This window comes from Thalassotalea sp. SU-HH00458, assembly GCF_040362795.1.
Lineage (GTDB): Bacteria > Pseudomonadota > Gammaproteobacteria > Enterobacterales > Alteromonadaceae > Thalassotalea_H > Thalassotalea_H castellviae.
Genome location: NZ_BAABWW010000012.1, coordinates 1 through 24907 on the forward strand (window position 1 = coordinate 1; position 24907 = coordinate 24907).

At 38.1% G+C, this 24907-nt stretch carries 22 protein-coding genes and 1 other RNA gene; 17 read left to right on the forward strand and 6 right to left on the reverse strand.

What is annotated here, in order from left to right; translation table 11 throughout:
- Window positions 1-35 precede the first annotated feature (35 nt).
- From ssrS to ABXH06_RS16035, 3 genes are all read right to left on the reverse strand, one after another.
- A non-coding RNA gene (ssrS, locus tag ABXH06_RS16025) (6S RNA) lies at window positions 36-217 on the reverse strand.
- Between the two features lie 112 nt (window positions 218-329).
- Window positions 330-1562 (reverse strand): hypothetical protein, encoded by a 1233-nt coding sequence (locus ABXH06_RS16030; RefSeq protein WP_353518840.1) that lies wholly within the window; start codon window positions 1560-1562, stop codon window positions 330-332.
- Window positions 1563-1621: 59 nt separating this feature from the next.
- A complete protein-coding gene (locus ABXH06_RS16035) occupies window positions 1622-1918 on the reverse strand; it encodes a cell division protein ZapA (RefSeq protein ID WP_311576436.1) in 297 nt (98 codons plus the stop codon).
- A gap of 230 nt (window positions 1919-2148) precedes the next feature.
- Between ABXH06_RS16035 and ABXH06_RS16040 the strand changes: the two genes are divergently transcribed.
- The 4 genes from ABXH06_RS16040 (at window position 2149) to ABXH06_RS16055 (ending at window position 6892) form a co-directional block, all read left to right on the forward strand.
- Window positions 2149-2718, forward strand: coding sequence for a UPF0149 family protein (locus tag ABXH06_RS16040; RefSeq protein ID WP_311576433.1), 570 nt, complete (start codon window positions 2149-2151; stop codon window positions 2716-2718).
- 59 nt (window positions 2719-2777) lie between these two features.
- The gene (pepP, locus tag ABXH06_RS16045) at window positions 2778-4118 is read left to right on the forward strand and encodes a Xaa-Pro aminopeptidase (protein WP_353518841.1); all 1341 of its coding nucleotides are present in this window, start codon (window positions 2778-2780) and stop codon (window positions 4116-4118) included.
- Between the two features lie 199 nt (window positions 4119-4317).
- Window positions 4318-5577 (forward strand): 2-octaprenyl-6-methoxyphenyl hydroxylase, encoded by a 1260-nt coding sequence (ubiH, locus tag ABXH06_RS16050; RefSeq protein ID WP_353518842.1) that lies wholly within the window; start codon window positions 4318-4320, stop codon window positions 5575-5577.
- Between the two features lie 52 nt (window positions 5578-5629).
- Window positions 5630-6892, forward strand: coding sequence for an FAD-dependent monooxygenase (locus tag ABXH06_RS16055; protein WP_353518843.1), 1263 nt, complete (start codon window positions 5630-5632; stop codon window positions 6890-6892).
- Between the two features lie 53 nt (window positions 6893-6945).
- Here ABXH06_RS16055 and ABXH06_RS16060 read toward each other — a convergent pair whose 3' ends face one another.
- Window positions 6946-7479 carry a hypothetical protein gene (locus ABXH06_RS16060; RefSeq protein WP_353518844.1) on the reverse strand — a complete coding sequence of 178 codons (534 nt, stop codon included), beginning with the start codon at window positions 7477-7479 and terminating at the stop codon, window positions 6946-6948.
- 429 nt (window positions 7480-7908) lie between these two features.
- On the opposite strand from ABXH06_RS16060, the gene gcvT reads away from it, so the two are divergent.
- The 5 genes from gcvT (at window position 7909) to ABXH06_RS16085 (ending at window position 16038) form a co-directional block, all read left to right on the forward strand.
- A complete protein-coding gene (gene gcvT / locus ABXH06_RS16065) occupies window positions 7909-9015 on the forward strand; it encodes a glycine cleavage system aminomethyltransferase GcvT (RefSeq protein WP_353518845.1) in 1107 nt (368 codons plus the stop codon).
- A gap of 108 nt (window positions 9016-9123) precedes the next feature.
- Complete coding sequence (gene gcvH / locus ABXH06_RS16070) at window positions 9124-9513, forward strand: glycine cleavage system protein GcvH (RefSeq protein ID WP_311576417.1); 390 nt, start codon at window positions 9124-9126, stop codon at window positions 9511-9513.
- Window positions 9514-9722: 209 nt separating this feature from the next.
- Window positions 9723-12611, forward strand: coding sequence for an aminomethyl-transferring glycine dehydrogenase (gcvP, locus tag ABXH06_RS16075; RefSeq protein ID WP_353518922.1), 2889 nt, complete (start codon window positions 9723-9725; stop codon window positions 12609-12611).
- A gap of 289 nt (window positions 12612-12900) precedes the next feature.
- Window positions 12901-14625, forward strand: coding sequence for an ATP-dependent nuclease (locus tag ABXH06_RS16080; protein ID WP_353518846.1), 1725 nt, complete (start codon window positions 12901-12903; stop codon window positions 14623-14625).
- 3 nt (window positions 14626-14628) lie between these two features.
- Window positions 14629-16038: a UvrD-helicase domain-containing protein gene (locus tag ABXH06_RS16085; RefSeq protein WP_353518847.1), complete on the forward strand. Its 1410-nt coding sequence runs from the start codon at window positions 14629-14631 to the stop codon at window positions 16036-16038.
- Between the two features lie 117 nt (window positions 16039-16155).
- On the opposite strand, the gene ABXH06_RS16090 is transcribed toward ABXH06_RS16085, so the two are convergent.
- Complete coding sequence (locus ABXH06_RS16090; RefSeq protein WP_353518848.1) at window positions 16156-16401, reverse strand: hypothetical protein; 246 nt, start codon at window positions 16399-16401, stop codon at window positions 16156-16158.
- A gap of 20 nt (window positions 16402-16421) precedes the next feature.
- Window positions 16422-16772, reverse strand: coding sequence for a DUF6957 family protein (locus tag ABXH06_RS16095; protein WP_503012502.1), 351 nt, complete (start codon window positions 16770-16772; stop codon window positions 16422-16424).
- 377 nt (window positions 16773-17149) lie between these two features.
- On the opposite strand from ABXH06_RS16095, the gene ABXH06_RS16100 reads away from it, so the two are divergent.
- From ABXH06_RS16100 to ABXH06_RS16135, 8 genes are read left to right on the forward strand one after another with little or no spacing between them, the layout of a single operon-like run.
- A complete protein-coding gene (locus tag ABXH06_RS16100; RefSeq protein WP_353518850.1) occupies window positions 17150-17491 on the forward strand; it encodes a hypothetical protein in 342 nt (113 codons plus the stop codon).
- A gap of 44 nt (window positions 17492-17535) precedes the next feature.
- A complete protein-coding gene (locus ABXH06_RS16105) occupies window positions 17536-18360 on the forward strand; it encodes a TnsA endonuclease N-terminal domain-containing protein (protein ID WP_353518851.1) in 825 nt (274 codons plus the stop codon).
- Complete coding sequence (locus ABXH06_RS16110) at window positions 18357-20540, forward strand: TnsB C-terminal domain-containing protein (protein ID WP_353518852.1); 2184 nt, start codon at window positions 18357-18359, stop codon at window positions 20538-20540. Before ABXH06_RS16105 ends, ABXH06_RS16110 begins: the two co-directional genes overlap by 4 nt.
- Window positions 20530-21978 (forward strand): ATP-binding protein, encoded by a 1449-nt coding sequence (locus ABXH06_RS16115; protein ID WP_353518853.1) that lies wholly within the window; start codon window positions 20530-20532, stop codon window positions 21976-21978. Before ABXH06_RS16110 ends, ABXH06_RS16115 begins: the two co-directional genes overlap by 11 nt.
- A gap of 4 nt (window positions 21979-21982) precedes the next feature.
- Complete coding sequence (locus tag ABXH06_RS16120) at window positions 21983-22933, forward strand: TniQ family protein (protein WP_353518923.1); 951 nt, start codon at window positions 21983-21985, stop codon at window positions 22931-22933.
- Complete coding sequence (locus ABXH06_RS16125; RefSeq protein WP_353518854.1) at window positions 22930-24378, forward strand: TnsD family Tn7-like transposition protein; 1449 nt, start codon at window positions 22930-22932, stop codon at window positions 24376-24378. Before ABXH06_RS16120 ends, ABXH06_RS16125 begins: the two co-directional genes overlap by 4 nt.
- Before the next feature lies 1 nt (window position 24379).
- The gene (locus ABXH06_RS16130; RefSeq protein ID WP_353518855.1) at window positions 24380-24571 is read left to right on the forward strand and encodes a hypothetical protein; all 192 of its coding nucleotides are present in this window, start codon (window positions 24380-24382) and stop codon (window positions 24569-24571) included.
- Window positions 24572-24586: 15 nt separating this feature from the next.
- Window positions 24587-24787: a DUF5348 domain-containing protein gene (locus tag ABXH06_RS16135; RefSeq protein WP_353518856.1), complete on the forward strand. Its 201-nt coding sequence runs from the start codon at window positions 24587-24589 to the stop codon at window positions 24785-24787.
- Window positions 24788-24907 lie beyond the last annotated feature (120 nt).

Below are 24907 nucleotides of genomic sequence, written 5' to 3' on the forward strand. Positions count from 1 at the left end.
AAATTGAGTTTTCATAAAGTTAAAGCAAGAAAGGTAAGACTTCCAGAATGCCGCAGTCGACTTTAGTCCTGAACACCGTGTGTTCAGGGCGGAAATATCTTTTCAACCGTAGGCTTCCCGATACGAGCCGGGTTTGCACAATAGCTAAATGTCAATTTCCATAGGTAAAACTTATCGGCTCAGGGACATAGTTAACATACAAACATCCCAGAAGACTTAAACATATTATAGCGAATCTAATAGAAAGGATTAACTGTTTTTTATAATGAAATGTACTAACCGCTGATGTTTTAAACTAACTGATTTATCTTTAAGCAGTTTATTTCAAATTATTTGGGACAAGGGTTGTAATTTGGATCTTTGGAACGCCAAATTGCTTCTTCAATTACTTTTGTAAAAGCTACTTTTTCTCCAAACTGAATTCCGGTATTAAGCCATTGTCGCGCTAGATCATTGTCATAAAACATCAATGCAGAGGCTTTATTCATTAATGCTATATCTATGCCTTGATATGGCTTTTGGCTCTTATCTTCAAATTTTGCTACCAGCTCAATATTATTAAACTTTTCATGATAAATTTTTTGCAGTGCTATGCCGAATAATCGATAGATAATGATTTCAGCATGTGCTTCCATTTGTAGGCCAAGTTGAAGGCATGTTTGCTGCAACCATAGATCTTCAATATTTGATGTTCTACAGTAATCTATTGATTCAACAATACTGACTGAAACTGCGGCGGCAAAGCCGATAGAGGAGGCGAGAGTTAAAGGCGATTGGTTTGGTTGATACTTTACTACAACATTTTGATGCAATTGAATAAGTTCAAAATAATCTATGCTAAATGAAGGTGATATACTAGCCTGATACAGTGCTTTATTAGCGAATTTAAAGTTTGATCTATTTAACTGTATATTGGCAATAGTTAGCCAAAGTGCACCATTGTTTTTATCAATTTCATTCACCTTATTAAAAAAATCATCTGTGCAATAATTTTGTGTTGATTTACTGCATTCAGTTAATAACCGTGCATAGCTTAGTGGTTCATTGGGATGTTGTTGATGATAAGTTAAAAGCGCATCAATTTGCTCTTTTTTATATTGTATTAATTGCTTTTTGGCAGGTATATTTTCATTATTTTGAGTGAATATTTTTGGCTTAAAGAGAATAGAAGCTAATAATTCACTCGGCTCTGCTAAGTCTAATTGCTGGATAAGTTGATTATTGCGCTTGTCTATTTCTGTTCGGATCTCAGGAAAAGTATCATTATCAGGAGCATTACACTCAACGATATAAGGTTCGTCAAAGTGCTCAGTGCTTTTCTGGTTACTTAATTCTGTGGGTTTATTAGCGCTTACTGTTGTTTTGTCAAGGCGCGAGTCTTTATTTCCTGTTATTAACTCTTGAGCTGCTGTTGGCAATTCTTGTTTAATATCTTTTGCGATCGTATTGATAGAAGTATTCGTTAGGAAAGCATTGTTTTTTTGTTGTGTGAGATATAAAAATAAGAAAAGACCAGAAACGGTAATAAAGAATAAGATGAAAATTAGTTTATGATTTTTCATGTTTTATCCTTTAAACATGACTTGCTAAAATAACTCTATTTCAGCTAAATTTACTTAAGCTAAGCTTTCTTTTTGGGATTTACCGCTTGCTCAATCGTCTCTTGTAATAAATCGATTTTATTTTGCATTTCTTGAAGTTGTTGTTTCGCCGCATTTTGACTGTCTAATAAATCATTCGCTAGATTTAAGGCAACCATCAGCATAGCTTGCTCGGGCGTTTTAGTAGATTTTTTATCTTTTTCGAGTCGACGATTAATTTCATTGGCCGATTGCAGCAACGCAGACTCTTTCCCTTTCGGGCAAGCAATTTTAAGTCGGCGGTTTGCCACTTCAATTGTAACGTTGTGTTGGCTCATAAAAATATAGGCTCTTTTCTTTATGCTCTGGGAAATCTGAACACGCTAAAATAATTAAAATAAAGCTAGTTGTTTGTTTAATAAACAAATTTAACTGAACTTATAAAAATGAACTATAACGGTGCAAGATCTCAGATGCAAGCGAGAATTTCCCTTATAAGGCGCTAGCATCACTTTTAGTGCAATGTTAGGATATCACTATAATCACATCCTTAATAAATGTTAGCTAAATGTCAGAAAATAACGAAGTAGATTTTGCCACTGTTCAAGCGTTAATCACCACCCAAGATGTTAAAATTCATGGTTCAGAATTACATGGAGTATTAACCGGTTTAATTTGTGCAGGCTATAGTTTTGAAGATCAAGACTATCTCACCATGATAAACGATATGTTCAATAATGGTGAAACCTTGCCAAATAAATTACAAGTCACGGTTAAATTGCTGTTTAGTCAGGTATGGCAAAATATTTTAGATGACTCTTATAGCTTTACTTTACTCTTACCTGATGACGAAGACTCGCTTGTAGAGCGTGCACATGCTTTGGGAGCTTGGGTTCAGGGTTTTAATCTAGGCTTTGGTTTACAACAAAAAAGTAGTGCTGTTTATTCTGAAGATGTCAAAGAAGTGTTGACTGATTTTGCTGATATCGCCAATTTATCTGATGAAATTGAAGAAGATGAAACGACGGAACAAGCGTATTTTGAAATATCTGAATATGTTCGTATTTCTGCGTTATTGTGTTTTACCGAATTAGGCACGCCGCCAGAAAGTAAAGAAGCTTCTGAAACGGTTCATTAAAGCTTTTCATTTTTAAAATAAAGCAACATTTTGATTTTCTATTGGATAATGGCCATTTTATGAATAATACCTTATTACCTTTGTCTGAATTTACTCAGCGACGTCAACGCTTTTTTGCGCAAATGCTTGATGACAGTATCGCTATCTTTTCAGCAAATAAAGAAGTGACCCGCAGTAATGATACTGAATATCCATTTTGTCAAAATAAAAGCTTTTATTATTTAACCGGCTTTAATGAACCTGAAGCTATTTTGGTGTTAATAAAATCGGCAACGCCACAAGCAATATTGTTTTGTCAGCCAAAAGATCCGTTAGCCGAAGTATGGCATGGCAGAAGAATAGGAGAGGTGAAAGCAAAACAAGATTATGGTTTTGATCAATGCTTTACCTTAGCGCAATTAAACGAGCAGATGTTTAACTTTTTTAATCATGCAAACACCTTATATTTTTGTCGTGGTCAAAATAAATTTTTTGATCAACAGATTTATCAATGGTTAGAGACCAATAAAGCAAAATATCGTCTCGGCGTAGGCTTTCCTCAGCAGATTATCGATTGCCAGAAAATGGTTGAAGAATTACGTTTGATCAAAAGTGCTAAAGAACTCACGGTCATGCGAGAAGTCAATGTAATTAGTGGTAAAGCCCATCAAAGAGCCATGGAAAAAACAACGGCAGGTAAGTTTGAATACCAAATTGAAGCGGAAATATTACATGAGTTTGCTCGTCATGGTGCGAGATTTCCTGCTTACAACTCTATTGTGGCAGGCGGGGATAATGCGAATATTTTGCACTATACCAATAATGACCAATCATTAAATGATGGTGAATTATTGTTAATTGATGCCGGTGGTGAGCTAGCTGGCTATGCTGCCGATATTACTCGAACGTTCCCAATTAATGGCGTTTTTTCAGCGCCACAAAAAGCGTTATACCAGCTAGTGCTTGATGCGCAAGAACAATGTATTCAAGCAATCAAACCTGGCCAAACGTTAGGGTATTTAAATGAATTGTGTTGTGAAGTATTAACCAAAGGGCTGTTAGCGTTGGGGATCTTGACTGGCGATTATCAAACGCTGCTCTCTGAAAAAGCCTGTAAAAAATATTTTATTCATGGTTTAGGACATTGGCTCGGTTTAGATGTACATGATGTGGGGGATTATCAAATGGTGAATCGCGCACAAACTAGACCGTTTGAAGCGGGCATGGTTATGACCATTGAACCAGGCCTATATATTCCGTTAGATGATATCGATGTCGATGTTAAGTGGCGAGGGATCGGTATAAGAATTGAAGATAATATTGCCGTTACTGATCAAGGTCATGAAAATTTAACGGTAAATGCGCCAAAATCAGTTGTGGAAATAGAACAACTTATGGCGAAAGCTAACATTAAACATTAAACATTAAACATTAAACATAAGCGCCAAAGTTTAATGAGTCTTTTATTTTAAGAATAGAAATAAAGAAAAGTTAAGAAAACAGCTCATTTCCTTTAATATGTCGTGAAATGGTAGCGAACATGGCTGAGTTGGTTCTAACGATAATTGAACTAAACAGTGCATTCTTTGTGATAAATATCGCACTAAAAGCAGAATAAAAGTGAATAACACAACTCAAACACAGCATAATCAATACGACGTTATCATCGCAGGCGGTGGTTTATCGGGCACTTTATCGGCATTAGGTTTAGCATCTCTAACTAAAGCTGATGGCTCTGCGTTAACTATTGCTATTATCGAAGCGAATGATATTCAACAAACACCTAAATTAACGTTTGATTCAAGAGTCTTAGCACTTTCGCATGGTAGTGCTGAGTATTTAAAGTCGTTGAACGTTTGGCAAGATATTGCGCCACATGCCGCGCCGATTAAAAATATTCATATTTCTGACCGTGGCTATTATGGTAAAGCGAGACTTGCTGCAAGTAATCATCATGTAAGTGCGTTGGGCTATGTGGTTGAAATGTCGATATTAGGCCAGGCATTTTTATCAAAGCTGAGTAAACTCCAATCGGTTGGAAAATCGACACCTCAGGCTGATCAAAACATTACTTGGTTTTGTCCAGATCATATAACTGATATTAGCTGGCACGACGACTCGGTCAAGGTTAGCTTAAACTCTTCACAGCAACTAAGTGCTAAGCTTTTATTAGCTTGTGATGGCGGACAATCAACTTGTCGTGAATTTGCCAATATTTCTTCGTCTACTAAACCGTATGACCAATGTGCACTTATCGCGAATGTTAGCATGGCAAAACCTCACCATCATATTGCCTTTGAGCGTTTTACCGAATCAGGCCCAATCGCCATGTTACCGTTAACGGATAATGGCAAAGAAAGTCATAAATGCTCCCTTGTTTGGACCTTAACTCCAGAGCAAGCAACAAATATGATGGCATTAGACGATACCCTTTTTAAACAGGCATTAGAGCTCGCGTTTGGTAGTTGGTTAGGACAGGTTAAAACATTGGGTGAGAGGGCGATTTATCCGCTTAGTTTAGTTCAAGCTAACGAACAGGTTTACCACCGAATGGCTCTGATAGGTAATGCCTCTCATACGATTCATCCTATTGCAGGGCAAGGTTTTAACTTAGGGTTACGAGATGTCCAGCAATTATCTGACATAATCGCTACTAACCTCGCCAATGGAGCCGATATTGCAGACTTTAGTGCGTTAATGCGTTATGCCAATGATCGTAAAGCCGATCATCAACAAGTTATTGCGTTAACTGACTCATTGGTTACGCTTTTTTCTAATGATTTACCACCATTAGTTGCCGGAAGAAATATTGGTTTAAAGGTGTTAAATTATTGTACACCTTTAAAAAATCGCTTAGTGAATAAAACTATGGGTTATTAGGCGATGTTAGCTTTATCGACAAATAAATTAATAAATATGAATGTGATAAATAATGCAAAAATTTGATGTGCTTATTGTTGGCGGCGGCATGGTTGGTTTAACTACCGCTTTGGCGATTAGTAAAAAAAGTGATTTACGGATCGCTATTGTTGATACTCAACCTTTAGCTGAAATATCAGCACATCACGATGTGCGGGTAAGTGCTATTAATCGTGTTAGCCAACAATTATTTACCAACCTTGATGTATGGCAAGACATTGAAAGCTCTCGAGCGCAACCCTATCAACATATGCATATTTGGGACAAAGCTGGTTATGGTCATATTGATTTTGATTTGTCGGACTTATCAACGCGCGAGCATAACGGCCAATTAGGTTGGATCATTGAAAACAGTATTATTCGCCAAGCGTTATGGAAAAAAGCTGAACACGAGGCTAACATTTGTTTTTTTACGCAAGAAAAACTCACCAATATTGCCATGGGAGATAGCGAGGTTTTTGCTAGTTTTTCCACTCAAGCTCCTATCACAGCAAAACTTGTCATTGGCGCTGATGGTGCCAATTCTTGGGTGAGACAACAAATGAAAATGGCGTTAACTTTTCGTGATTATGATCATCATGCCATTGTTGCTACCGTTAAGTGTCCACAAGGACATCAACAAACGGCTTGGCAAGTCTTTTTAGCAACCGGCCCATTAGCCTTGTTACCGTTAGCCGAAGCCGACAGCGCTAATGGCAGCTTATGTTCGATTGTTTGGTCAACGTCTCCAGAAGAAGCAAAAAGATTGATTGCGCTTTCAAAGGATGAATTTGCCAAAGCATTAACTGCAGCCTCAGACGGTAAATTAGGCAATATATCGTTAGTAAGCGAACGTTTTAGCCACCCATTAACCATGCGTTATGCACAAAACTTTATCAAAGACAGGGTTGTATTAGTGGGGGATGCTGCCCACACTATTCATCCACTTGCCGGTCAAGGAGTGAATTTAGGTTTACTTGACGCTGCTGCAATAGCTCAAACCTTGACTGAGCCATTAAATAACGAGCAAGGAAGTGTAACAAGCAATAACCCGCAGTGGTTATCCCCCATTCATTTAAAACAATACGAACGCTGGCGAAAAGCTGAAGCGGGTGAAATGATAGCGGCAATGGAAGCGATCAAACAAACGTTTACCCCTCAACAAGCGCCCGTAAAATTTTTGAGGGGCATAGGCATGAGTATTATTAACCAAATTAAGCCCGTTAAAAATGTGATGATTAAACAAGCGCTAGGTTTTAAAAGTCATTTACCTGAGTTATCAAAAGTTATTGATTAAATTATCGGCTAAACGTTTATTCGAATAAGATGGCAGTGAGCGATTTAAAAAAGTTAATGCTCATACTTGTTTTTCAAATTATCCATTAAAAAGATACTGGTGCTTTCTTTAATAGCACAACGTACAAATTCAGGGAGAAATTTAGAATCTCTCACATATGCATCGGCGTCGAAGGTTTCTTTGTTATCTTTTGAAAATTGTACTTCTAAGGCATTTGAAAGCTTTTCGATGATATGCTCTGGCATGGCTAAACGAGTAGCCAGCATAATTAATTTCGTGGCTTTATTGGCATTTAAATCACGTAAAAAGAACATGTCGTAAACTACACCTTGTTTACAAACCCTATCAGAATCGAGCATATAGTCAGCAACGGCAATCGCAACAAAAGTAAATTTAGTTTTTTGATCTAATGAGCTTTTAAGCCAAATAATAATTTGTTTATCAGAGTTTTGGCCAATTTTGCAGAGGTCTTGTGAACTATCATCCATCCTAATTTTTATTTTAAGCTTTTGACAGATACTTTTAAGATCGACCGTATCTTCAACTGTTGCCGATTGAATCAAATTCTGTAAACCCAATATAGTCATTTATTTTTCCTGAACTAGGGGGATAACCCCAAGTATTCTTCTACTACTTTAAGCGCTATATAATTATCTTAGCATTTGAAAACCGTATTTACATGCACAGATTATTTATCTGAATAAATAAGCAAAACTTGCGAATTAACGCTGAAATTATAATCAAAGTTTTATTTTAACTAATGCTAGCGAATATATCACCGTAGAGCTACGGTTATAATTATGTAAATTGAATATAATTTTTGAAGGGGAGGGTTTTAAAAATAAAATTTTGTTTATTTTCTTTAAGTGGTTTTATATTTTGACTGTAGTGGTTTAACTGTTGAATCAACGGGTGATGCTGGTTATAATTGCTTTAGAATTTTGCAAAGAATCGACTTTTACCCTTAACTGAAAGGCTAATAAGTTTAGACTAATAATTAAAAGTGGAATGTTACGATGACAAATAAAACCGTATTACATGCTAAGCATATTGAAGCTGGCGCAAAAATGGTTGATTTTCACGGTTGGGAAATGCCAATTAATTATGGCTCTCAAATAGAAGAACATCACGCCGTACGCCAAGACGCTGGCATGTTTGATGTTTCACACATGACTATTGTTGATTTACACGGTAATGATGCCAAAGCCTATTTACGTCGTTTAGTGATTAACGATGTTGCTAAGCTAGAAGTGGCAGGCAAAGCTTTATATACCGGAATGTGTAATTCCAACGGCGGAGTTATCGATGATTTAATTATTTATTATTTTTCAGACACTGATTATCGCTTAGTTGTGAACTCAGCTACACGTGAAAAAGATCTCGAGTGGATGCATCAACAAGCCACAGGTTTTGATATTTCAATTATTGAACGTCCTGAATTTGCAATGATCGCGGTACAAGGCCCACAAGCAAAAGCAAAAGTGGCAACCATATTATCTGCAGAACAAAATCAAGCGATTGAAGGCATGAAACCTTTTTTTGGTGCTCAAGCTGAAAGCTTATTTATCGCGACTACAGGTTATACCGGTGAAAATGGTTATGAAATTGTTGTGCCACAAAATGAAGCCGAAGACTTATGGCAACAATTATTAGACGCTGGCGTTAAACCATGTGGTTTAGGCGCTCGTGACACGTTACGTTTAGAAGCCGGTATGAACCTTTATGGTTTAGACATGGACGAAAGCATTTCACCATTAGCAGCGAATATGGCTTGGACTATTTCGTGGGATGACGAAGATAGAAACTTCAATGGTCGTGAAGTATTAGCTCAGCAACGCGCGGCTGGCGACCAATTAAAATTAACGGGTTTAGTGTTAAAAGAAAAAGGCGTACTTCGCACTGGTTTAAAGGTGATTTCGGTTGACGAAAATGGTCAAACAGGCGAAGGCGTTATTACTTCAGGTACGTTTTCTCCAACGTTAGGTCATTCCATTGCAATGGCACGCGTACCACGCAGTGTTAAAATTGGTGATACCGTTGAAGTAGAAATGCGCAAAAAATTGGTCAAAGTAGAAGTTGTTAAACCAAGCTTTGTGCGTAACGGCAAAAGCCAGTTGGATTAATTTTAAAGATGCTCTATATTCTGTATTTGAGTAGAGCACGTCATAGTTAAACAAGCTGAATTCAGCTAACTTTAATAAATAATTTAATAAAATATTAGGAACAAAAAAATGAGCAATATTCCTTCAGAGTTAAGATACGCTACATCACATGAATGGGTACGAAATGAAGGTGACGGTACTGTTACTATTGGTATTACTGAGCATGCACAAGAGCTATTAGGTGATATGGTTTTTGTTGAGTTACCTGAAGTAGGTGAAAACGTTAGTACAGGTGACGATGTTGCTGTTGCTGAGTCAGTAAAAGCTGCGTCTGATATTTATGCTCCTGTTTCTGGTGAAATTATTGAAGTAAACGAAGAACTTGAAGATTCACCAGAGCTTGTTAACTCTGATGCGTTTGGTGACGGTTGGATGTTTAAAATTAAATTAGATGACGCTGGTGAAGTTGACGCATTGTTAGATGCTGAAGGTTACGCTAACTCTATCGACGAAGACTAATTTATCGTTTGCACTCAAGCTTTATACTTTATTTTTATTGCACTTAGTCTCAAACACATAGTGCACTAAGCTCAAGAGACTCAGTGCTCGACGGCCTCGTATAAAACTCGATTGCTTTCGTTAAAACTAAAGCCTCAAACTAAAACTGTTCGGGGCTTTCTTTTATTTTACTGTATTTATCAATGATAAATACTCACTAAAGAAGCTGTATTATGACTACTCAATCACTTTCTGAATTAGAGCAAACACAAGATTTTATCCGTCGTCACATCGGGCCCAATGCCGAGCAAACGCAAGCAATGTTAAATGACATTGGTGCAGAATCTGTCGACGCACTTATCAATGAAATAGTGCCAAGCGATATTCGTTTAGCTAATTTACCCGCGATTGAAGAAAGTAAAACAGAAGTCAAAGCGTTAGCTGATTTAAAAGCAGTCGCTAGCTTAAACAAAGTTAACGATACATACATTGGTTTAGGTTACTACGGTACCTTAACGCCAAACGTTATTTTACGTAACGTCTTAGAAAATCCAGGTTGGTATACGGCTTATACGCCCTATCAACCAGAAATTGCTCAAGGCCGTTTAGAGTCTTTATTAAACTATCAACAAATGTGTTTAGACTTAACCGGTTTAGACTTAGCATCAGCTTCGTTATTAGATGAAGGTACTGCTGCTGCAGAAGCAATGGCGTTAGCTAAACGTGTTTCTAAAAATAAAAAATCCAACCTTTTCTTTATTTCATCAGATGTTTATCCACAAACCATTGACGTTGTTAAGCAACGTGCCGAAATGTTTGGTTTTGATATCATCGTTGCACCAGCTAACGAAGTAGTAGAACACGATGTATTTGGTGCACTATTACAATATCCAAGTGCTACAGGTGAAGTACGTGATATTTCAGATCTTATTACTCAGGTTCATGAGAAAAAAGGCATTGTTGCTGTCGCTGCCGACATCATGAGTTTAGTGATGTTAAAAGCGCCGGGTGAGTTAGGGGCTGATGCCGTTATTGGTTCAACGCAACGCTTTGGTGTACCAATGGGCTATGGTGGTCCTCACGCGGCATTTTTTACCACTTCTGATAAATATAAACGTTCATTACCGGGCCGTATAATTGGTGTATCTAAAGATACGCGTGATAACCCTGCATTACGTATGGCAATGCAAACGCGTGAACAGCATATTCGTCGTGAAAAAGCCAACTCAAATATTTGTACGGCACAAGTGTTATTGGCTAATATGGCTGCGTTTTACGCGGTTTATCATGGTCCTAAAGGCTTAAAAGTGATAGCTGAACGTATTCATCGTTTAACCGATATTTTATGTTTAGGTACGGCAACCAAAGGGTTAACGGCGATTCATCAACATTACTTTGATACCTTAACGTTTAACGTTGCTAACAAAGATGAAATTGTTAACCGCGCATTAGCCGCTGGCGTTAACTTCCGTACTGATGTTGACGGACAAATTAGTATTTCTTTAGATGAAACTACCACGCGTGAAAATGTAGCAGGTTTATTTGATATTTTATTAGGGGAAGGGCACGGATTAAATGTTGCTGAACTTGATGAAAAAATTATCGCTTGTGGTCACTCATCAATCCCTGCGTCATTAGTACGTGAATCAGCGATATTAACTCATCCTGTATTTAACTCGTACCATAGCGAAACAGAAATGCTTCGTTATATTAAAAAATTAGAAAACAAAGATTTAGCACTTAACCATTCAATGATTTCATTAGGCTCATGTACCATGAAATTAAATGCGACTGCGCAAATGATCCCAGTATCATGGCCAGAGTTCGCTAACATGCATCCATTTGCTCCGGTTGACCAAGCACAAGGTTACAAGCAAATGATTGACGAGTTAGGTGACTGGTTAGTTGAATTAACAGGTTACGACAACATATCAATGCAGCCTAACTCAGGTGCACAAGGCGAATACGCCGGTTTAATCGCTATTCACAAATACCACGAAAGCCGTGGTGATGCCCATCGTAATATCTGTTTAATTCCATCTTCTGCGCATGGTACTAACCCTGCTTCTGCGCAAATGGTGGGCATGAAAGTTGTGGTTGTTGATTGTGACAAAGAAGGTAACGTTGACATGAACGACTTGCGTGCTAAAGCAAGCGAAATGGCCGATAACCTTTCTTGTATTATGATCACGTACCCATCAACGCATGGTGTGTATGAAACCACCATTGCAGAAATTTGTAACATTGTGCATGAACACGGTGGTCAAGTGTACCTTGATGGCGCCAACATGAATGCTCAAGTGGGGGTTACGTCGCCAGGTCATATTGGTGCTGACGTTTCTCACTTAAACTTGCATAAAACTTTCGCGATTCCACACGGTGGTGGTGGCCCAGGTATGGGACCGATCGGTGTTAAATCTCACCTTGCTCCATTTTTACCCGATCACACTTTAATTAATGTGAATGAAGGCACAAAAGGTAACGGTGCCGTTTCAGCCGCGCCTTATGGTAGTGCAGGCATATTATGTATCTCATACCTTTATGTTGCTATGTTAGGTAAAAAAGGGGTTACTGATGCAACTAAATACGCAATTACCAACGCAAACTATTTAGCGAAAAAATTAAGCCAACATTACCCTATTTTATATACAGGTAAAAATGGTCGCGTTGCTCACGAATGTATTATTGATTTACGCCCAATCAAAGCAGAATCAGGCATTACTGAAGTAGATATGGCGAAACGCTTAATGGACTACGGTTTCCATGCGCCAACTATGTCTTTCCCTGTAGCTGGCACTTTTATGATTGAGCCGACAGAGTCTGAATCAAAAGTTGAATTAGATCGCTTCATTGAAGCCATGGTGTGTATTCGTGACGAAGTAAGAAAAGTTGAATCAGGTGAATGGACGCTAGAAGATAACCCTCTTCACAATGCTCCGCATACATTAGCTGATATAACAGCACCTTGGGACAGAAATTACAGTATTCAAGAAGCGGTATTCCCAGTTCCAGCAGCTGCAGCCAATAAATTCTGGCCAACCGTTAACCGGATTGATGACGTGTTTGGCGACAGAAACTTAATATGTTCTTGTCCAAGTGTTGATACGTATAAAGACTAAGTTTTTGTTGTCGATGCTTAATTAAGTTTGTGAGTGCTTTAATTAAGATTGTGAGTCGAATAAAGTTTGTGAGTCATAAATACATGAAAAGGTGAGCCTAGTGCCGGGCTACGTAATAAACTTGGAGCTACCACTGATTTCAGTGGTAGCTTTTTTTATGCCTAAGCATTTATAACTTCAATAAACTTAATGCTTTATTTTCATTAGGTTGGCATACTCTAGGAGAGTTAAACTTACAATTAGTGTTAATTTATCAATTACCTGTAGTTATTTTTTACAAGGATTAGTAATGTCTCAAATTAGGCATGTTGAAATAAAAAATTTTAGAGTGGTTAAACATTTAGTTTGGACACCAAACCCCGGATTGAATTGTTTAATTGGAGCAGGTGATTCTGGCAAATCGACTATTCTAGAAGCTATAGATTTAGCTTTAGGCGCTAGACGCTCTTACTCATTTTCAGATGCTGATTTTAATGGACTAAATACAGATGATCCTATCGAAATATTTGTCACCTTAGGGCAACTAGCTCCTGATTTACTTAATTACGAAAAATATGGGAAATTTCTACGAGCATTCGATTTTCAAAACAAAACACTATATGACGAGCCAGCTAACGGTCATGAAACTGTTATAACAATCAGATTGGTGGTTGACAAAGATCTGAACCCTGACTGGCTATTATATTCTGACCGAGCATTTGCAGAAGATATCGAAAGAAGACTTCCTTGGAAACATAGAGAGCTAGTATCTCCAGCCCGTCTTGGAACAATATCTTCTCATCATTTAGGTTGGAGTAATAGATCTGTACTAAATAAGCTTTCAGAAGATAGCATTGACGTTTCAGACACCTTGATTCAACTGGGTAGAGTAACTCGTGAATCCTTTCGTGAGCAGGAGATAGAAGGCATTGACGAAATACTTACTAAAGTGAAGACAATTGCAAATAAGTTAGGGGTTTCTGTTGAGCAATTAGAAGCTCAGTTGGATGTAGGGAGTATTTCTTTCTCAAATGGTGCAATCAGTTTACATGGCGATAACACACCACTGAAACAACTTGGAACAGGTTCTTCTAGATTGTTGATTAGTGGTCTTCAGAAAGAGTCTAGTAACTCCAATATATTGATTGTTGACGAAGCAGAATATGGTCTAGAGCCATTCAGAATCACAAGGCTATTGAATGAGTTAGGCTCAAAGGAAGCAGAGCCTCAGCAGCAAGTTTTCATTACCACTCATTCACCCTATGTTCTAAGGGAGTTACAAGCTCAGCAGTTATTTGTTGTCAGAAAGCTGCAAGCTCCATTACCTCCACCAAATCCACCGTTTTCACATCTCATGTACGGCTTAACTAACAGCTATGAAGACCAGTCAACGCTGAGAGTTTGTGCGGAAGCTTTCTTTAGTAAGGCGGTTATTGTATGCGAAGGGAAAACTGAGATCGGGCTGGTTAAAGGCATTGACTTATTTAGCCAATCTTTGGGTAACGATAGTATTCAGGCACAAGGTGTTTTTTGTGCTGATGGTGGTGGCGATTCAATGTTTACTAGAGCTTTGGTATTCAAAAAATTAGGGTATCACACCGTTATACTAAAGGACTCGGACATAGACGCTGAACATCAACAACATGTTCAAACATGCACAGGTAATGGCATAGAAATTTTTGCTTGGGGTAATAACTTCGCAACTGAAAATGCTTTGTTCACCTGTTGTCCAGCGCAGTGTATTCCTCTTTTGCTGAATTATGCTGTTTCGCTGAGAGGTGAACAATCAATAAATCAACACATTTCTGATATATCTCAAAATAGTTATAACTTGCAGAGTGCATTAATTACTGACACCCCTGATTTAAGATTAATTTTAGGGAAGGCTGCAAAGAAAAAAGGCTGGTTTAAAGATATCGAGCCAGCAGAATATATATCTAGAAATATTATTGGTCCACACTATGACCACTTTTTAGCCCAATTTACTGCACCAATAAATCAGCTCTTTCAAAATGTTCGTAACTCACAAGGCTAGCATATGATAGAAACGGTACTTAAGAGCGGGAATGGTTCTGTAATAGCGCCAGCGGGGTGTGGCAAAACTCACCTTTTAACTGAGATTTTAGGACAATCTCAACCTGCACCATATCTGGTTCTTACTCACACTACCGCTGGAGTAGCTGCTTTGAAAAAACGTCTAGCCAAGCTGAAAATCCCTACTAAAAATTGTGTGATTACTACAATAGATGGTTGGTGCATGAAGTTTACCAATTCCTTCAATAATTCTTGCCCAATTCAATCTAATGTCGACCAGCCGGGAACATTCTATCCTGAGTTAAGAAAATCGGTTTTAAGTTATTTAGCTTCTGGTGCGGTCAATGAGATTCTTATTTCTACATACTCAAGGCTATTAGTTGACGAGTATCAAGATTGTGATTTTGATCAACACAATATTATTTGTACTTTGTCGAGCATATTGCCAACAACAGTATTTGGCGATCCGATGCAAAGGATATTCAACTTTAGAGGCATGAGGCTTCCCAATTGGGAAACGGAGGTTTTAGTCAACTTTCCAGTTATCTGTGAGTTAGCTACGCCTTGGCGGTGGGAAAATTCTGGTACTCATGACTTGGGAAGTTGGTTACTGGAGAGTCGCACACAGTTGGCAAGAGGAGACAAAATAGATCTAACCACCTGTCCAGATTATATATATTGGAAGCCGCTAACAGGTAACGACAGAGAGGATCACCAGCAGCAGGTCGATTCACAGTATGAAATTAGGAAAAACAATAATGACTCTCTTTTGATTATTGGAAATCCTTATCGGGCTGAATCTCGCCATAGTTTCGCAAGTTCAGTGAATGGTGTCGATGTTGTTGAAACTGTTGATTTGAGGGATGTAGTCTACTTGGCAAATGTCTTGGATAATTTCAATGGGCAAGCTTGTCTAGACCAGTTTTTGACAGTTTTAACAACAATGATGTCAGGTACTGAGAAAGCTAAATTAAAACAAAGAGCAGAATCAATCGTTAATGGTCGAAATAGGACTCCAGCCACTGCTATTGAATTAGCGTATATCAAAATGTGCGATTCGTTTAATCCTGAAGCTGCTAATTCATTAGTCCTTGCGCTAGAGGAATCGGGAAATACTAGAGTTTTTCGAACATCAGCTTTCAGTGCCGTCAAAGAAGTGTTGCAACTAAAAGTTTCTAACCCAGCCTATACTTTTCTTCAATCGGCTGAAGTCGTTCGAGAAGCAAGAAGGCATAATGGTGAAAACAGGGTTCCTTATAGAGCTATAGGAAGCACGTTGCTACTAAAGGGCTTAGAAGCTGACCATGTTCTAATTCAAAATGCTGACGATATGAATAGCCAAAACTTATATGTGGCTTTATCTAGAGGTGTTAAATCTATAACTGTGTTTTCTCAATCTCCACTAGTGGGTTAACTATAGTTACTGCTTAGATTTTTGTTTAGCAAGTGTAGCTTTTCTCAATTCAGGCTAAAATTGAGTATGTCACTCGCAGTAAATGTTTCGTTTACTAAAGTCAGCCTCATTGTTGGACTAGTAGGTTTTACCGTCAACAAGGTCAGTTTCAACTAGATCTTGAAATCGCTTTTTGACCAGCGCGAGCTTTTCAATTTCATCAACATCACAGTCAAGGTGATCTTCGCATCGAAAGATAATTTTCTTTCTAATAGCATTGGGACGTTCTGTCGAAGGAGCAACTATCTCAGTCCTGATATCGACATGTTTTTTGTGACAAGCTGAGCATTCGGCATTGTGAAAATCAATTGTTTGAGTTGTCATGATAATACCCTGCTTGATTTTTAATGAAAAAATCCGCTTGGTGCCAAATTCAATCGCCTTATCTGCTCTGGACTGAAACCATTTCGCAGCAACTCAAAATCACGAAAATCAATCGTTGCGTCTTTTCCATTGCCCTGAAGCACATAGATACTGCCGCTGTGTGTTTCAACAATACTTCTTTTCAGGTCACATTTTACGATGCGAGAGGTGGTGACATAGTCATTGGGAGTAAACCTGTAGGTTTGGTCATCTAGTACGAAACCATACAACACATTTCCTATGAAAGTATTATCGTCATTCTTATCAAAGCGGTCATATACTGAAACAATAATCCAATTGTAAACTGTCGTTATTGCCATATTAGCCTCGATACTTTTATAGAGTTGCTGTAAAGCTTAAATCAAAGATTCTTAAAAACATATCAAATGCGTGGATCTAATAGTGAGTTTTTCACGCAAAAGATAAAACAGACTGTAGTATCAACTTTTCTGAAAACCCCCAAAAAATAATTGTTTGAAACCTTTAAACCACTAAGTCCTTAAAATAAATAATTTACGTGAAAATAAGTCAAAAAATATTACCGTAATATCATTGGTTTGCGTTTTGTGTGATTTAATAAATTTTAAATTAAATTACACAAATAAAATAATAAATGTATAAATATCAGTGGTTTAAAGTTCTTAGTTTTCTTGCGCAAACTTGATTTGTCATCTATTCGTTGAAAGAGGATAAAAAGTAAGGTTTCATCATGAAAACATTCATTCTTAACGAAGAAAGCTTTAACAGCGTCAAACAGTTCTGTAGATCAGTAATAACAGCCCCAGAACTCAAAGTCCGAATGTTGCCTCAATGCTTTGAACTCGAAAAGGTTGGTATGTGTGCGTTGCGTCATAAAATGCTAACAGTATTAAGAGTAAATGGAATTGAGTGCATCAAAGTTCCCAAGTCACTCCTTGAATCCCCCGATGCACTTAGAATCTTATCGCTTTTATTCGATTTAAACCTGAAGTTGAGTTTTGAAAACAGTTTGTCGAAATTGGAAGCGGAGCAGATCCCTACATCAATTTTACGCAGATATTTCCGTGATTAGCAGTCAGATGAACACCATTTCTATTAGTTTTTGGGGGTGAGTTGATGAAACAACGAATCATTACCAAAGAGATCATAAAAAGCATTGATAAATGGAATGCTGAGCTTGATCGGTTAGGGGAACATCACCCTTGGGTTAAGGTTACACAAGTCAACAAAGTGGGCCGCAGACATCTGCACAAGTGTCTAAAACAGAATCGAACTATACATCTTCTAAGTGATGGTGAAAAACGAGCTTATAAGATACTTATTTGGAGACCCGATACGTTAAAAATAGAAGAACAGTTTCCCTTAGATATTAATGAGACATTGGATATCGCAAATGAACTTGGATATCTGCATTCGGGCGATTACAAAACTAAAGCTGCGCATGTGATGTCTACAGATTTTTATACTGAGCATGTTTCATTTGAAACGGGTGAATTGGTAAGGCGTGCATACAATTTTAAGTATTGGAATCAGCTATGGCGACATGACGATAATGGTGTACTTAAAAAGGCGCATTATCGAGTTTGGCAAAAGATAGAAATTGAAAAACTTTATTGGAAGCGCAGGGGCGTAAAGCTATTTCTTATATCGGAACGAGAAGCCACTAAGAAGATCTGTTGGAATCTAGATTGGTTCGCAACAGAAGCCAGAGCTAAAGTTTGTGACACCGAAAAATTAGAATTTACACAAGCCTTTTACGATTCATGGTATTCAAATAAATTCTTGCCGACGATCGATCACATTACTAATGCTGGAAATGCAATATCGCTTGATATTAAACGCAGTCAAACTGTGTTTAAGAAAGTCGCATTAGATCGAGTGTTAAAACTTGATTTAACGAAGCAAATTTTACTTCGTGAACCGTTGAAGGTACTGACATGATCCATGTGAATATGCATATTTTCAACAAATCTCATGGTGTGTCGAAACGAGTTTGTGCGATAAATGTCGAGCGCTCTCTAGCCTCGGTAGCTGATATGGCGTGGGCGACACAAAATGCCAACGCCCGAAGGCCAATGGTTTATAGATTTGATGAGCTTTATGGGTTAATCGATAAAGAAGGTTACGAAGTCGAAGAATATAAATTACCTGTAGAGATGGGATATACCGATGCTCGCTTAATTAGAGAAAAAAAACAAAAGTGGCTAGATAAACGTGATGCTCGGTATAAAGCTGTCGAAACGTTAGTTTCTTCTAGTATCTTAAATATTTACCTTTTCGGAGACAGCATTGCTATTCAAATACAAGAAATAATCAATGCAGGAGGCCCGTTTAAAACGGAAGGTGCATATTACAATATATTAAACCGATTTATTGCTTGGGGCTGTACTAAAAATGCGTTACTGCCTGTAAACCTTAAAAATGTAGGAAGTAATTATTTTTGGCCTGAGGAGCATGGCCCTGACAACATTAAAAGAGGATGCGGCAAAGCCGATAACTCACAATCAGTATCCAAGTCTCGTGGTGTAGTTAAGCAAGATGAGGCGAAATTTTTAACTACGATTAAAACTTTGAAGAAACAAGGGATTAAACTAACACCTACAAATTTTACATTGGGCTATCGTAAGCTTTTCGAAAAGATAGTTGAACTTATCGAAACCCCGCATGGCACTCGCAAATTAGTATCGACTGTTGATGAAAAGGATTCACTATCTGAATCACAGTTGGCCTTCCATTTCCGTAAAACTCTTTCACTGAAAGACAAACTCAAAAACTGGCACGGCAATATAGCTTATGAGAAAGATATTGCCGATAGGCAAGGTATCTCACGTGACGGAGTAATTGGACCTACTTTTCGTTATGAAATAGATGCCACTGTTTTAGATATTTATGTTCGTTACCCCTACGACACGACTGGGCGGTTTTCTATGGGGAGACCAGTCTTATACTTCGTTATTGATGTTTATACGACTGTTGTTGTTGGTATGTATATTGGTTTTCATGGTCCCGACTGGATTGGAGCATCGGAAGCTATGATCAACGCCTTCTCGAATAAAGTAGATTTTGCTGCTAGGTATGGCGTTGAATTGAAGGAAGATGATTGGCCGTGTCACCATATTTGTTATGAGATAACAGTTGATAATGGCGTTGAATATTCACTAGGTCACATGTCTGGGCTACTAAAAAGTAGCGTGGTCGGCATTGAGACTGTTAACTATGTCGCGGTTTTTAGAGGGGATTGCAAGGGGATTGTTGAACGTAAGTTTGGGGTCATTGCTAATGAGGTGGTTAACTATGAAGCAGGTTCTGTCAGAGATTTTAAGCGCGAAGATATACATCCTAGCAATGAGTCATTGTGGGATATAGATTCGCTTTATGCCGCCATAATTCTTGAAATCAAATATCACAATAATAATGCAGACAGACTTGAATTACATGATTTTAGAATGGCATCAGAACTTCACGGGATTACGCCATTGGATATTTGGAGATCGAATATCAATGAAGAAATGAATGGTGGTAGACCAACAACTCCTGAGCGAATGCCTGATTATGTTTGGCCGTTCATGGCTGAAATAGAAGTAACTGTTAGAGGAGATGGTGTTTACTTTAAAGGTGTTCCTTATCACTCAGACTATGCCAAACAAGCCAACTGGTATACCAAAGCTAAACTTGAAGGGGCTTTCAAAACAACGTTTAGGCGCACATGGGCTTCAGCCTCCTTCATTATTTATCAGACAACGGGTGGTGAGTATGTTTTGTTTTTCCTTAAATCATCTACTAATAAACCCCACCGATTTAATAACTTGCCTTGGGAGGTGGTTGAACATCGACTAAAACAGGAGGGCTTGTTACGCCACAATCTTAAGTTACAGCAGCGTATAGAAAAACTCAAAAAAGATTCTGATGTAGATGACCTAAGAGAACTAAACCTTAAGCAAATTGAAGGTGCATTAGTAACGACAACCAAGGCCCCACAGAAAGGTGTACGAGAGCGCAGAGCTGAACAAGGTGACATCGATAAACTAAACGCAGCATTCAAAATAGCTGAGCAATTTAGCGGTGGAATTAGAGAGTTTTTAACTAATGAAAGTATCGATGAGGATGACTATGACGTTTGAGAAGTTTGAACCAAAGAGGCTCGACGCTAATTATCAAGATCATGACGATCTAGAGTTAAATGGTAACCCTCTAACTGCTTCATTACAGGTTCTTGAGAATGAAAATATCGTTTTAGAGCGCCTAACACATATTCCTGTTATGCAGTCTAACTTTTGGCAATTGAGTAACTTTTATAAAAAAACGCAGCTAAGTAAGCTGTTAGATATATTTATACCACACTCAAAACTAGTACCTTTTTTATACTATGAGTTTATGGAACAAATTCTATGTAACTATAAGCGTAGAAATCCATTTTCAGCTAACCAGAACAGATTGACGATGGCGATAGCAGAAAAGGTGAAGAAGGAAGAGTATTTGCCTGTTCTATCAAACCTTCCCGGTATGACAACAGCTCAATCTAGTCTTATTTCTGGCGTCTCAGGAGTTGGAAAAACATTAACTATTCGAAATGTATTATCATTAATTCCTCAAGTAATTGATCATATCGAGTATCAAGGTAAGCCGTTTAATAGGGCACAAATAGTATGGTTGAGCTTTGATTGTCCAGCAACTGCGTCACCAAAAGCGCTAGCCCTTTCTTTTTTTCGAGCGTTAGATACTGCGTTGGGCGAGCCTAAATACGCACCAAAATATCAAAATAGAGACCGTATTGGTGTTGAACACCTTTATGGATTAATGCAACAACTAGCGACAAAATACCATATTGGACTTATTCACTTTGATGAACTTCAGTTTTTCTTAAAATTTATTAAATCACCTAACTCACCTAATTTGCAGATTATAGAAAGCTTGTTTAATAAGCTCGGCATTCCCGTATTTTTGAGTTGTACCCCAGAGGGGACTGCGCTTTTTGATCCTTTAGAGGATGAACCAAATGAAATGCCGAAAGTACAGACGCTGAGAAGAATGATTAGCGAGAGAGAGGATAATTTTAAGCCCTATAAAGCAGGGAGTAAGGAATTCGATAAAATTTTTGACGCTTTTTACCAAAAAGGTATATGCATCAATGGAATAACACCTAGTGACGAGTTTAAGGCGTACTTTCATTACTTAACTGGGGGCTTGCAATCGATAATTACTCGTCTTGCTAGGCTTCATATCAAGAAAATGATAATCCGCGCTGCTAACGACAAACGTAATGTTGCCCGTATTGATGATAAGACGGTTCTGGATGATTTGTTTAAGAGGCAGTTTCATCGCTGGGAACCTGCACTTAAACATTTACGCAATAATAATTTGGTTGCTTTTGAACAGGCAATACCAACGATGGCAGATGGGCGGCCTGATTATAGCGACTACCAAAAGAAGTCATCTAGTAGCGCCAGTGGTACTACGAGTGAAAAATCGCTTCGTGCACCAACAATTAAAGGAAGTAAGCCGAAACAGGACTTCGATGACGACGACTTCATTAGTGGTGGGGATATTTTAAATGACTAGTGAAATGCTACCTTATTTTCCCAACCCAGCACCGGGAGAACATGTATTTAGTTTGCTTGCTAGGTATCACTATATGTATCTAACTTCAAAAGATATAAACCTCACAATGAGAGCGTTGTTTGGAGGAACCAAACCGATAAACCTTAAGTCTGCGTGGAGACCAGAGTTTGACAAGTTATGGTCGTTTTATGGTGGAATTTTACATCGTAAAGAGCTTTTAACGTGGCATACACCTTATTATTTCGATGCTAAATTTTTGAATAGAGAAACCTGTGTGGAAATTGAAAGTGGGAAATTAGAGCAGGCTTTGAGTTTTAACGGTACTACAAATATTAGCCACTCAAAATACTGGCGGTGGTGTGATATGTGTATTGAAGAGGATTACGACACACAAGGCTTTCGATATTGGCATACTCAACATCAAATCCCATCGATGCTAAGGTGTGCAAAGCATCAATTTCCTCTTACGGGCTTGTGTGTCCATTGTGGTTTTACCATTGCTAATTTAGCCAAATTGCAGTTGTCACCTCAAGAAAATACTTGCCCTCGTTGCAACGAATTAATTAAACCTACATTTATTTCCTTAAACGACGAGCAACAATGGCTTGAGAATATTTCTAATAAATTATTGGTTTCAAAACGACTGGGCCATCGATTTACAGTGGCCTCTCTTCTACGCAGTGCGCTAAATTGCCCAATGTTAGAAAGAGACCTTTCAAGGGTAGAACGAGCGCAACTACGGAAAGCTCAGGACTATTTAAATAATTGGATAGATAATGGCGCGTATAAACCATACTTTTGTCTAGCGAACTATAGAGGTGATAGACCGCCAAACCCTTACTCGTTAAATCTAATTCACTTGATGTATCGAGATGGGAATTATCATCCCGTATGCTACTTTGCAGCTTTAGCGGCTTTTTGTAGCAAAGAAGAAATATCGAAGGCTTTGCTATGACAGGCTTTGCGTGGGACCAGTTATTTCCCGACGAAACGTTGTGCAGTTTTTTATCACGACAAGTTATTGCGGCAGGCTATCCCTCATTCCGTATTGCCCAGCAATCATTATGGGGTAACGACAACCTTCAGTTAAACACATCATTTCCTAGCTTGATCCCTTGGGTTTCAGAAAACTTCAACCTCAAGCGAAATGAGCTTTTAGAAAATCACACTAGCCTAGGCTACTACAAACCATTTCTAAGTGAGAATAAATACGAGCTGGTCAAACAAACACTGCTTGCTGGTGATGTTGAGTTTGTTCAAAAGTGGCTTGGTATTATATCAAACCGGGTAAAAGAAGGAGATCGACTGTACTATTGCCCTGAGTGCATAAATGAAGATTTAAACAATTACGGTGTGACCTATTGGCATAGGAAGCATCAGTTGTACGGAATGATAACTTGTCCTACTCATGGTGGGCCGTTAGATGGGATAAAAGTCACAAGAAGAGAAATAGCGTTACCACCACAACGGCACCATGAATTAAAAGATAATTCAGGATTAATTCCAAATCATTTTGCAAGTTTTAGCCATTGGGCGCTTATTCAAAAAGACATAGAAGCATTCGATTACGCAACGTTATCGAACTGTTACCGTATTGCGCTATTTAATAAAGAACTCGCATGTAACACTCTTAGAGTTAGGCAGAAATGTTTAAGGGAAGATTTATATGCGTATTATGTTGCTGAATTGAAGCATAAGAGATGGCAGGATTTGTTCTCGACCAACAAAACATATCCTTATCCGTGTCAGCTTTTTTATAACTATCATGATTGCCATTTTCATCCAGCTAAACACTTGGCTTTGATCGCATACCTTTTCTCTACGCCTGAGTCATTTGTATCAAAATACCAAAGCGCAAATGATGATTTAGAGGCCCACTTTAATGAAAATAAACCAATTCGAGAGACATCAAAAGACAATTTAAAAAGTAAGCTAATCTTGAATTTATTTAGACAAGGGAAAAGTCTTCGTAATATAGCAAATCAAGTAAAACTGAGTGTTACTGCCGTTAAATCTAAGGTTGTTGCTGGTGGCGAAAAAGTAAAAAGCCGTGCATCAAAGATTTTTGAGAAAGACCGTAGAGCAATTTTACGTAAACTTTTGATGGGCACTCCAACAAAAGATATCGCTAAAGGCTTCGATTTAAGCGTTGGTGCCATCGAACAAGTACTGACTCAGTACCCAGAGCTAGTTGAGCAACGAAAGTTTCTACGTCTTAGAACGAAACAGTTGACCCATCGTAAATCGTTGTCTCAAGCAATGAAGATGTTTCCAAATCACACACGTAATCAACTCAAAAACAAATTTAACGCCAGTTACTTGTGGCTTTTTAAACACGACAAGAATTGGCTGTACCGACACTTACCAATCCGCAAGCAATATACAAAACTGGAGAAATAAAATGGCTAATGAAAAATCTAAATTTAACGTAAAAGACATCGTTAAGGAATTAATCACTGACAATGGATCTGGTTATCGTCCTGTTCGAGATGATTACAAAAGTAATGAAGAGAGAAACGCGATTCTAGAGAGAATCAAGCCAATGTCTCCATCGTACAAGTCAGGAATAAAAACAGTATTAGCTAAGCTTTGAATAGGAGGGTATACCATGAATTGTTGTTATCTAAATGAACTAGGAAGATTTGAATGCGATGGAGTGCAGTTCACTAGTGGCGACGTAGTGGAAGTTTTTGATGGAGAAAATTGGAAAGTCACAAGAATTGAATTTAGCGATACCCAAGGTGGCTACTACTCAGTGGATGACTATGAAATCCTAGGTAAACCTTTACGACAATTTGAAGAGGAGTAAGTGTAAAATATTGTCAGGTTTTCTTATTCAGGATAAGTATGAAAATCAATATTTGAACGACCCAAGCAAAATGTGTAGTTGTTGTGAAAACAGGTATTTAAGTGGTAATCTGTTTTCTCT